Origin of the sequence: Vreelandella piezotolerans (assembly GCF_012427705.1) — a bacterium.
In the GTDB taxonomy this organism is placed as follows: Bacteria; Pseudomonadota; Gammaproteobacteria; order Pseudomonadales; family Halomonadaceae; genus Vreelandella; species Vreelandella piezotolerans.
In genome coordinates this window covers 1322762-1334034 of sequence record NZ_CP048602.1, presented here as the reverse complement: position 1 = coordinate 1334034, position 11273 = coordinate 1322762, and the positions used below count along the sequence as shown (strand labels likewise).

The 11273-nt window shown below is 59.0% G+C and carries 9 protein-coding genes; 2 read left to right on the top strand and 7 right to left on the bottom strand.

What is annotated here, in order from left to right:
* Positions 1–5: 5 nt before the first annotated feature.
* The 5 genes from trpC to GYM47_RS06130 form a co-directional block, all read right to left on the bottom strand.
* Positions 6–809 (bottom strand): indole-3-glycerol phosphate synthase TrpC, encoded by an 804-nt coding sequence (trpC, locus tag GYM47_RS06150; RefSeq protein ID WP_153842422.1) that lies wholly within the window; start codon positions 807–809, stop codon positions 6–8.
* Positions 810–817: 8 nt separating this feature from the next.
* Positions 818–1837, bottom strand: a complete 1020-nt coding sequence (trpD, locus tag GYM47_RS06145; protein ID WP_153842421.1) for an anthranilate phosphoribosyltransferase — start codon at positions 1835–1837, stop codon at positions 818–820.
* 36 nt (positions 1838–1873) lie between these two features.
* Positions 1874–2479: an anthranilate synthase component II gene (locus GYM47_RS06140; protein ID WP_153842420.1), complete on the bottom strand. Its 606-nt coding sequence runs from the start codon at positions 2477–2479 to the stop codon at positions 1874–1876.
* 85 nt (positions 2480–2564) lie between these two features.
* Entirely contained in the window at positions 2565–5381 is a 2817-nt protein-coding gene (gene fdhF, locus GYM47_RS06135; protein ID WP_153842419.1) for a formate dehydrogenase subunit alpha, read from the bottom strand.
* On the bottom strand, positions 5378–7117 hold the full coding sequence (locus tag GYM47_RS06130) for an NADH-ubiquinone oxidoreductase-F iron-sulfur binding region domain-containing protein (protein ID WP_153842418.1): 1740 nt from the start codon (positions 7115–7117) through the stop codon (positions 5378–5380). The genes fdhF and GYM47_RS06130 overlap by 4 nt, the downstream gene beginning before the upstream one ends.
* A 288-nt stretch (positions 7118–7405) precedes the next feature.
* Here GYM47_RS06130 and GYM47_RS06125 point away from each other — a divergent pair, with 288 nt between their 5' ends.
* Positions 7406–8323: a metal ABC transporter solute-binding protein, Zn/Mn family gene (locus GYM47_RS06125; RefSeq protein WP_153842417.1), complete on the top strand. Its 918-nt coding sequence runs from the start codon at positions 7406–7408 to the stop codon at positions 8321–8323.
* A gap of 12 nt (positions 8324–8335) precedes the next feature.
* On the opposite strand, the gene GYM47_RS06120 is transcribed toward GYM47_RS06125, so the two are convergent.
* Positions 8336–9004: a phosphoglycolate phosphatase gene (locus GYM47_RS06120; RefSeq protein ID WP_139525582.1), complete on the bottom strand. Its 669-nt coding sequence runs from the start codon at positions 9002–9004 to the stop codon at positions 8336–8338.
* Positions 9005–9139: 135 nt separating this feature from the next.
* Here GYM47_RS06120 and GYM47_RS06115 point away from each other — a divergent pair, with 135 nt between their 5' ends.
* Entirely contained in the window at positions 9140–10438 is a 1299-nt protein-coding gene (locus GYM47_RS06115) for an NAD(P)/FAD-dependent oxidoreductase (RefSeq protein ID WP_139525581.1), read from the top strand.
* Positions 10439–10495: 57 nt separating this feature from the next.
* Here the strand turns inward: GYM47_RS06115 and rpe are convergent, their stop codons facing one another.
* Positions 10496–11194 carry a ribulose-phosphate 3-epimerase gene (gene rpe, locus GYM47_RS06110; protein ID WP_139525580.1) on the bottom strand — a complete coding sequence of 233 codons (699 nt, stop codon included), beginning with the start codon at positions 11192–11194 and terminating at the stop codon, positions 10496–10498.
* Between the last annotated feature and the right edge of the window lie 79 nt (positions 11195–11273).

Genomic DNA, 11273 nt, shown 5'->3' with positions numbered 1-11273 from the left:
AGCGTTTAGAAAAACAGCCGCTTGAGGGCCAAACCAGGGTCCTCTTCGCGCATGAACGCCTCCCCTACCAGGAAACCATTGACTTCGTGGTCACGCATCAGCTCTACGTCATCACGCGTGTGAATACCTGATTCGGTGATCACGGTGACGCCATCAGGAATACGCGGCAGCAGGTCCAGGGTGGTATTCAAACTGGTCTCGAACGTGTGCAGATTACGGTTATTGATACCCACTAGCTTTAGGTCCAAGGCGAGCGCCCGCTCTAGCTCCTCTGCATCGTGAACTTCCACCAACACGTCCATGCCCAATGCGTTGGCCTGCTGGTGCAGGTCGCGCAGCTGAGCGTCATTGAGCGCCGCCACAATCAATAGGATGCAGTCCGCACCGATGGCGCGCGCTTCTGTGACCTGATAGCCGTGGGTAATGAAGTCTTTACGGATCACCGGCAGGTCACAGGCATCGCGAGCGGCGATGAGGTAATCCTCATGGCCCTGGAAGAAGTCGGCATCGGTGAGCACCGAAAGACACGCCGCCCCGCCCTGGGCGTAGCTTTTGGCGATATCCGCTGGGTGAAACGCTTCCCGCATCACGCCTTTAGAGGGCGAGGCTTTTTTCACCTCGGCAATCACGGCCGCATCGCCTGCCGCAATACGCTGATTCAATGCCTCAATAAAGCCACGGGGCGCGCTCTGCTTTTCCGCCAGCGCAAGCAGATCCGCTTTAGATACCGCCTGCTGACGCTCAGCGACTTCCTGGTCTTTACGGGCCAAAATGCGCGTTAAAATAGTCGGCGTTGCCTGGTCACTCATTGGAAGTTTTACCCTTTAAAGACGCTAGTGAAGTGCGAAAGCTCTCTGAGCTTCTCAAGCGGTAGTTTGGAGGCCTGGGCATCCTGGGCCACCATCACGCCCTCTTTCAAGCTATCGGCCACGCCCGCGCAGTAAAGCGCCGCCCCGGCGTTGAGCGCCACCATATCTGCCGCTGCGCCTTCACCGCTAAGCGCGGCTTTCACCAAACGCAGGCTATCTTCCGCGCTGGACGCTTTGAGGTTGGCCAGGCTTTGGCGCTCGACGCCCAGGGATTCCGGCGTAATGGTGTACTGGGTAATTTCGCCCTCTTTTAGCTCCGCCACCAGCGAGGGTGCCGCGAGGGAGATCTCATCCAGGCCATCCTCAGAATGCACCACCATGACATGGCGGCTACCCAGCTTGCGCAATACTTCGGCCATCAGCGGCACCAGCTCGGCCGAGTAGACGCCTAACACCTGGTTGGGCGCCCCGGCCGGATTGGTGAGCGGGCCCAGAATATTGAACAACGTACGTACGCCCATTTCGCGCCGCGGTCCAATGGCGTAACGCATGGCCGGGTGGTGGTTAGGTGCGAACATGAAGCCAACGCCCACCTGCTCAATGCAGCGGGCTACTTGGTCGGGCTTCAGGTCAAGATAGATGCCTGCGATATCGAACAGATCCGCGCTACCCGAGGAAGAGGAAACGCTGCGATTGCCATGTTTAGCAACGTGAGCCCCCGCCGCCGCCGCCACGAAACTGGACGCGGTCGATACATTGAACAGGTTGGCACCATCGCCGCCGGTACCGACGATATCCACCACGTTCTCGGTGTGCAGCTCGACGCGCTTCATGAGCTCACGCATCACCTGGGCAGCGGCTCTGATCTCTTCAGCGCTTTCCCCTTTCATGGCCAACCCCACCAGTAGACCGCCAATTTGCGCGTCGGAGGCTTCGCCAGTCATGATCTGGCGCATCAGCGCGTGCATCGCATCGAAAGAGAGGTCTTCGCGGCGCATCACCGCGTTAATTGCGTCTCGCATTTGCATGAGCAGGAAAGCCCCTAAAGCGTATGAATGTGGCGATCAGCCGCGTTGTAAAAAATTGGCCAATAACGCATGGCCCTGGCGCGTGAGTATCGACTCAGGATGAAACTGTACGCCTTCCACATCAAGGGTACGATGACGAAACCCCATGATCAGCCCAGGCGTCACGTCATCTTCGGCGGTCCAGGCGGTCACTTCTAGGCAGTCGGGCAGGCTCTCATGCTCAACCACCAATGAGTGATAGCGCGTCACTTCCAGCGGGTTTTCCAGCCCGCTGAACACGCCCTGCCCACGGTGTACAACGGCCGAGGTTTTGCCGTGCATCACCTGGGGCGCCCGCACGACCTTGCCGCCATAGACCTGGCCAATGGCCTGGTGCCCCAGGCAAACGCCCAATATAGGCAGTTTGCCCGCAAAGTGCTCGATGGCTGCCAACGAAATGCCTGCCTCGTTGGGCGTGCAAGGGCCGGGCGAAATTACCAGATGGGTCGGTGCCAAGGCGCACATCTGGGCTAAGGTAATTTCATCGTTGCGGTAGGTCATCACCTCGGCATTCAGCTCACCCAGATACTGGACGATGTTAAACGTAAAGCTATCGTAGTTGTCTAGCATCAACACCCGTTGCACTGCCTGTGCTTGCGACATCGCCCCGCTTACTCCATCACATAATTAACACTCACTGGCAGGATGATACCCCAACCCAGACGCTCCTTGCAGGGGCAGAGCTCGCTTAGTGTGGCGGCGGCACTGCTGCGCGCTCCAGCCGACAGGCGGCGTACTTGAACTCGGGTATTTTGCCGTAAGGATCCAAGGCCGGGTTGGTGAGCAGATTGGCGGCGGCCTCGGCGTAGGCAAATGGCACGAAAACCATACCATTGGGGATTTTGTCGTCCACTCTGGCGGTCAGCGTGATCGCGCCCCTCCGCGTAATGATGGTGAGCTTCTCGCCCGGCGACACCCCCAAGCGATGGAGTTCACCCGCTGAAAGACAGGCGACCGCTTCTGGTTCTAGCGCGTCGAGCACCTGGGCGCGCCGCGTCATGGAGCCCGTATGCCAATGCTCTAACTGACGACCCGTGGTCAATACCGTGGGGTACTCGTGATCCACCGGCTCATCCGGGGGAAGCGGACGCGCAGGGGCGAATTTGGCCAGCCCGCCAGCGCGCGGAAAGGCGTCGCTAAACACCACATCCTGACCCGGTTCATCCTCGGCTGGGCAGGGGTATGTGACAGAGCTCTCCCGCGCTAGCCGCTCCCAGCTAATATGGTTGAATGAGTGCATCCCCTGCTGCATTTCAGCAAACACGTCTTGCGGGTGCTGATAGCGCCAGTTCAGCCCAAAGCGGTTAGCGATCTCCTGGATGATCCACCAGTCTGGCTTGGCGTCTCCTGGCAACGGTAAGGCAGCACGCCCAAGCTGTACTTGGCGGTTGGTGTTGGTCACGGTGCCCTCTTTTTCGGGCCATGCAGAGGCAGGCAAAATGACATCGGCAAACTGGGCGGTTTCAGTGACGAACAGATCCTGCACCACCAAATGCTCGAGCTTACCCAGCGCGGCGCGGGCATGGGTAAGGTCCGGGTCAGACATCGCCGGATTTTCACCCAAGATGTACATGCCACGCACCTCGCCTGCATGAATCGCATTCATCACTTCCACCACCGTCAGTCCAGGCTCATTGCTCAGCGGCGTGTTCCATAGCGCTTCAAACGCGGCGCGTAGCTGGCTATCGCCTACTGGCTGGTAGTCCGGCAGCACCATGGGAATCAGCCCCGCATCCGACGCCCCCTGCACGTTATTTTGACCCCGCAGCGGGTGCAGGCCCGTGCCGGGGCGACCGGTATGGCCGCAGGCCAGTGCCAGCGAAATCAGGCAGCGGGCGTTGTCGGTGCCATGGGTATGCTGGGAAATACCCATGCCCCAGAAAATCATCGCTTTTTCGGCGTTGGCGTAGCGCCGCGCCACTTCACGAATGGTGTCGGGGGAGACGCCGCATAGTGCGCTCATGGCTTCCGGTGTACTGTGAGCGACGCTCAGCTTGAGCGCGCCAAAGCCCTCAGTGTGGGCGTCGATGTAGGCTTGGTCATACAGGCCTTCCGCAATGATCACATGGAGCAGCGCGTTGAACAGCGATACATCCGCCCCTGGTGTAAAACGCACGCTCATGCTGGCGTATGCGTCCAGCGCCTGCCCGCGAGGGTCGAGAATAATGATCTCGGTGCCCTGCTTGGCTGCCTGCTTGAAGAATGTCGCCGCCACGGGGTGATTCACTGCCGGATTGCAGCCGGTAAGGATCACCACATCAGCCTCCAGCGCCTGCATAAACGAAGCGGTCACCGCGCCAGAGCCTAAGCACTCCATCAGCGCCGCGACGGAGCTGGCATGGCAAAGCCGCGTGCAGTGGTCCACGTTATTACTGCCAAAGCCGGTACGCACCAACTTCTGGAACAGCCACGCCTCTTCGTTAGAGCATTTGGCGCTGCCAAAGCCCGCCAACGCTTTGGGGCCTTGCGCCTGTTTAATCGTCATTAGGCCGCCCGCCGCGATTCCCAGCGCTTCGTCCCAATTGGCCTCACGGAAATGGCTGAAAGGATTGGCAGGATCAAAGGTAGGGTCGAGCGCTTTGGGAATCCCAGGCAAGCGTATCAGTGGCTTGGTCAGGCGTGCCGGGTGGCTCACGTAATCAAACCCAAACCGGCCTTTCACGCACAGGCGGTTCTGGTTAGCGGGGCCGTTGCGCCCTTCCACATAAGCCAGGGCATCGTCGTTAATATGGTACGTCAGCTGGCAGCCCACCCCGCAATAGGGGCACACGGAATCTACCTGCCGCTGGCTTTGAGAATCGCCCTGACCTTGGGCATTGACCACGGTGGCAGGCATCAGCGCGCCGGTGGGGCACGCTTGCACGCACTCGCCGCAGCCCACACAGGTGCTCTGGCCCATCGGGTCGGCAAAATCAAATACCACGGTGGCGGCTGCGCCTCGCTGCGCCATGCCGATGACATCGTTACTCTGCACCTCGCGGCAGGCGCGCACGCACAGGTTGCAGGTAATGCAAGCGTCCAAGTTGACGTGCATCGCCGGGTGACTGGTATCCGGCTGGCTCACCTTCGGTGCCGCCGCCGCATGGCTGACGGCGACTGAGCGGCGTGCTGGCAGCCACGACTTAACGGCCGCTTCGTCGACCGCCAGTTGGTCGGCTACTTCCCAGAAGTGGCTGGAGCGGTCTGGGCTTTGGGCGCGGCTGGGCTGGTCGGCCATCAGCAGTTCCAATACCGTTTCACGCGCTTGTGTGGCACGGGGCGAGTGGGCGCTGCGCACCACCATGCCGGGTTTGGCCTCGCGGATACAGCTTGCCGCCAGCACGCGCTCGCCTTCCACTTCCACCATACAGGCACGGCAATTGCCATCGGCACGGTAGCCGGGGGCGTCTTTGAAACAGAGGTGAGGAATGGTCTCGCCAGCGCGCTTGGCCACCTGCCAAAGAGTTTCTCCGTGGTAGGCAGTGACGTCTTGATCATCCAATACAATAGTGAACGAAGCGCTCATGGTGCACTCCCTTCAGCGGCATCACTGACGATAATCTGCTGCTGGGCGAGCGCAGGGCGGAAATCCTTGAGTAGTCCTAAGACAGGATTCGGTGCCGCTTGCCCCAGGCCGCAAATCGAGGCGTCCTGCATCACTTGCGCCAGCCGAGTGAGCGCTTGCACATCCCATGTGGGTTGCTCCAGCAGGCTGAGCATTTTCTCGCTGCCTACCCGGCAAGGCGTGCACTGCCCGCAGGATTCATCGGCAAAAAAAGCCAGCAGATTGGTGGCCACCGCCTGAAGGTTATCCTGATCAGACAGCACGATTATCGCCGCTGACCCAATAAAACTGCCGTGCGCCTGAAGCGTATCAAAATCCAGCGGCACATCGGCTTTGCTGGCCGGCAGAATGCCACCCGAGGCCCCGCCGGGCAGGTAAGCGGCCAGCGTATGTCCTTCTGCCATGCCGCCCGCATACTCTTCAACCAACTCGCGCAGCGTGATGCCTGCTGGTGCCAAGTACACACCGGGCTTGTTCACTCGACCAGAGATAGAAAAACTGCGTAGGCCCCGCCGTCCGTGGCGCCCATGTCCGGTAAACCATTCCGCCCCTTTGTGCCAAATGGCGGGAATCCAGTAAACGGTTTCGACGTTATTGACCAGCGTGGGACGATCAAATAGCCCCTCTTGGGCCACGTAAGGCGGTCGGTGGCGCGGCTTGCCGGGCTTGCCCTCCAGGGATTCGATCAGCGCCGACTCCTCGCCACAAATATAGGCGCCCGCTCCCCGGCGCATGATGATGAAGCCCCGCGCGACGATGCCCGCCTGCTCAAGCTCTGCAATCGCCTCATGGAGCACGCGGTGTAGGCCGGGGTACTCGTCGCGCAGATAGATATAGAGCGCCTCGGCATCGATTGCCCAAGCGCTCACCAGTGCGCCCTCCAGAAACTGATGCGGCGCGCGCTCTAAATAGTAGCGGTCTTTGAACGTCCCCGGCTCGCCTTCGTCAGCGTTGATGACGCAGTAGCGTGGCCCGGCGGCTTGACGCACGGCCTGCCACTTTTTGAAGGTAGGGAAGCCCGCGCCTCCCAAGCCTCTCAGGCCCGAGGTTTCAAGCGTCTGCAGCACCTCATCAATGTTGACCTTACCGCTTCGGGCATTGGCCAGTAACTGGTAACCGCCCATCTGCTGATAGTCGCCAAGCCGCTGCCATAGGATCGCTTCAGGATGAAAGTGCCCCGTGTCCACGACAGCTTCTACACCGTCTGCGGTGGCATACAGCACATGGTGGTGGCCAACTTCAGCCACCGGCGCGGTATCGCAGCGACCCATACAGGGCGCACGGATCACCCGCACGCAGTCAGGGTCAACGCGGGCTTCCAACGCTTTGTGTAGCGCACTGGCCCCTGCTAATTGGCACGAGAGAGAATCACAGACGCGAATCGTCGTATCCGGGGGAGGCGCTTGTTGGTCATTCACGACATCGAAGTGGGCGTAGAACGTCGCCGTCTCGTACACCGCCGCCATAGGCAGGTTCATATAGGCTGCCAGGGCGCGCAGTTCCACGAGCGATAGATGGCCGTGGGCGTCCTGAAGGGTGTGCAGGTGCTCTATCAGCAGGTCGCGGCGTTTCAAGCTGGGCGTTTGGCGCTCATCGCCCAATAAATCGCGAAGTGCCGCCAGCGCCACGGGGGCGATATCGCGCCCATTGGGGTAGCCCCGACGGCGGCGAGAAGACGTAACAGATTGAGAAGTCATGACGCGCCATCCAGAGCTAGGCCAAAGAACGTTACAAACACCGCCGTCAAAGCCGCTATGCTCAGTGAAGCGTACAAACGTTGCGACAGCGACTCGATGGGCAGCCCGCCAAGAGCGATGCCAGCGTTGAGGGCTTTTCATAGCATAGAGGGTAAGCGTCAGCGGGGAAACCATCGCGTCTGTTGGTGGTGCAGCTCACTATGGCCGCTCTCTACACCAAGCAAGACTGGCAACGGGGCGCGACTCTCTTTATTATCTCCCGTCATTTTAATGGGTTAGGAGCGTGGCATGGATAAGCGAATATCTTGGATCATCACGCTCTTGTTAGTAGCAACATTCATCTCTTCGCCGTCATTCGCCGCATCGTCTGCCAAGATCATCGCCTCGTTTTCGGTGATCGAGGATTTGGTCAAACGCGTTGCCGGTGACGACATTTCCATTACGACGATCGTACCGATCGGTGAAGATGTGCATCGCTGGGAACTCACCCCGCCTAACGTACTCGCCGTCGAAGAGGCCGATATCGTGTTTTACAACGGCCATGGATTAGAGCCGTGGATTCGTCATTTAAAAGCGATGGCCAGCGATAGGCTGACGCTAGTCGCACTCGCCGAGATGGCCGACTATCCGACCCTGACACTACAGCAGGGGCAGTACGAGGGAAGCCCTGACCCACATATGTGGATGGCTCCGCAAGGTGCAGCGGCCTATATCGATGTCATCACGCACACCCTCAGCGCCCGCTTCCCCGAGCGTGCCGACGCATTTCGAACGCGCGCTGAAGAGGCCAAGGACGCGCTTTCATTACTCGACCAGCAGGTCATCGAACGCTTGGAGGGCATCCCCCACACCAATCGACTGATCACCATGAGTGAAGCCGCACTAAGCTACTTTGCCCACGCTTACGGATTCGAGTTCGCGGCCATTTGGGGGCTGAATAGCGAAACGATGGGCAGCGCTCACGACATGGCCAGCATGAGTGAGCGTCTGGTTGACAAGCGCCCGCCAGCGCTATTTTTTGAGAGCACGACACCCGACATTCACATGGACGCCCTAGCCCGGGAGACCGGTTTGACGCTGGCAGGCCCGCTCTACGTTGATACGTTGAGTGAGGCCGACGGGCCCGCTTATAACTACCCCGCTTTGCTACACCACACTACCGAGCTTTTGCATGAAGCCCTGGGGGGCGCAAGAGCCGAGGAGTAGCCGTTAGCTGAGTTAGCCGAGTAGATCGCGGAGGGAGGAGACGAGCAGATCAGGCTGGCTCTGCGCGATAGGCTCGCCGTGGTTATAGCCGTACGGCAACGCCACGGTGGCAAAGCCAGCCGCCTTACCCGCCGCAATATCGTGGCGAGAATCACCTACCATCACGCTGGCTGACGGAGCAATGTCTAACGCTTGCGCCACATGAATCAATGGCACCGGACTTGGCTTTTTCTCGCTGAGCGAATCGCCCCCCACGGTAAGCGTAAACAGTGCTAGCAAACCGAAGTGATCTAAAATAGGCGCAATGAACCGCTCGGGTTTGTTGGTGATCAGGGCCAGGGCAAAACCTGCTTCACGCAGTGCGTGAAGCGCTTCCGATACGCCAGGGTAAAGCGTCGTCAACGCGTTGGGTGCAGCTCCGTAGTGGCGCATGAACGCTTCATGGCCGTTCTGCTGCAGCGCCGCCTCGGGTCGCTCACCTAGCGCCCAGGTCAGCGCTCGCTCCACCAGCACCTGAGCGCCGTTGCCCACCCAGTCGCGAACCTGCGCTTCACTCGGCTGGGCCAGCCCAACGTCGTGCAGCGCCCGCTGCACGCCAACGGCCAAATCCGGCACCGAGTCGATCAACGTACCGTCTAGATCAAAGGCAATTAACCGTTTTTCTTGCAAAATGGTATGCACGCGCCGGCCTCACTGATGCGTCTAAGCGACTGGTTCACGATAATGTCGATTAATTCCATCATCTTACCCGTTTAGACCTTCGTCATACAGCGTAGAAAGTTCTATGCTGTGGCTATATTTGCCAAGGAGAGAGTAATGGCCATTCCCCGAATTGTGATTGTGGGCGGCGGTGCAGGCGGGCTAGCCCTTGCCACACGCCTTGGGCATACGCTGGGCAAGAAAAAGCGCGCTGAGATCGTCCTACTCGACCGCAATGCCACCCACGTATGGAAACCGCTGTTGCACGAGCTAGCTACCGGGGTACTCAACTCCAGCATGGATGAAGTGGATTATCGCGGTCACTCCTCGGCCCACTACTACCGCTACCAGCGCGGCTCGCTGAATGGCTTGGATCGTGACAAGAAGGTCATTCACCTAGCGCCCATCGAAGACGAAGATGGCATGGAAGTGCTTCCCGCCCGCCAGCTCACCTACGATTACTTGGTACTTGCGCTAGGCAGTGTATCCAACGATTTTGGCACCCAAGGCGTTGCAGAGCACTGCCACTTCATCGACTCTCCCCAGCAGGCCAAAGCCTTCCAGCGGGACATGATCAACACGTTTCTGCGCTATACCGACCCCAGTCTGCGCCAACACACTCAGCTCACCATTGGCATCGTCGGGGGCGGAGCGACGGGCGTTGAACTGTCCGCCGAACTCCTCGACGCATCTCGGCTGCTCAATGCCTACGGCGTCACAGCGGTGGATCACCAAACGATCAGCGTGCATTTGATCGAGGCAGCACCGCGTCTGCTGCCCGGCTTATCCGAACGTATCAGCCAGACCGTTCAGCAGGAACTCGAGAGCCTGGGTGTCACCGTGCATGTCGGCACGGCAATTCAAGAAGCTCAGGAGTATCAGTTGGTCACAGGGGACGGGGAAATAATAGAAACCGACCTGAATGTGTGGGCGGCAGGCATCAAGGCTCCCTCGTTTTTGGCCGAGCTGGGTTTGAGCACGAATAAGCGCCATCAGATCAACGTCAAACAGACACTACAAAGCGTGGACGACTCGCATATTTTTGCGATGGGCGACTGTGCTTGCTGCCCCCAAGGCGACGAAGCCACGGTACCGCCTCGCGCTCAGGCTGCGCATCAGCAGGCAAAGCTACTAGCGAAGAATTTAGAACACTGTCTAGCTAAAAAGCCGCTGCAAGACTTTACCTATCACGACCATGGCTCATTGGTATCGCTGGCCCGCTACGATGCCGTCGGGAACTTGATGCGCAGCTCGGCCTCGCGAGGTCTATTTTTGGAGGGATGGCTCGCGCGCCAAGCCTACGCGTCGCTCTATCGCATGCATCAGCTCTCGATTCACGGCGCGCCGAAAACCGGGCTTGCTTGGCTAGTGGATAAATTGAACCGCTACCTCAAACCACGTATGAAACTTCACTAAGGACATGTAAAGGGCGGAAGATCAGCCGCCCTTTTGTGTTTTAGCGCGCTTTCCGTCTCAGCGCACCTTAGCGAGCTGCGTTCGCATCTGCTGAATCACGCTGTCGTAGCCATGCGGGTCGCTTGCCTGATGGGCGTTAAAAATCGCCGAACCAGCAACAAAGGTATCGGCACCAGCGGCGGCGATGTCTGCAATATTGTCGACTTTCACGCCGCCATCGATTTCAAGGCGAATCGGCAAGTCCGCCGCATCGATACGCGCCCGTGCCTCGCGCAGTTTGTCCAACGTACCGGGAATGAATGACTGGCCGCCAAACCCAGGATTGACGCTCATCAGCAGCACCATATCCACTTTATCCATCACATAATCGAGGTATGACAACGGTGTGGCCGGGTTGAACACCAACCCTGCTTTGCAGCCGCCATCACGAATGAGCTGCAAAGAGCGATCGATATGTTCGGAGGCTTCGGGGTGAAAAGTGATGTAGCTAGCCCCAGCCTCGATGAAATCGCTGATCATACGATCCACTGGCTTCACCATCAGATGAACATCGATGGGTGCGGTCACACCATGGTCGCGAAGGGCCTTGCATACCATCGGCCCAATGGTCAGGTTTGGCACGTAATGGTTATCCATCACATCAAAATGCACCACATCGGCGCCAGCCGCCAGAACGTTATCGACCTCCTCGCCCAACCGCGCAAAATTGGCGGAGAGTATCGACGGGGCAATCAAAAATTCCTGGGCAGCGCTCATGGCGGGGTCCTCGGATAAACAGTACGTGATGATGAGATAAGAAAGACATTCAAGCGCATATCTTACCAGAGCTGCTCAC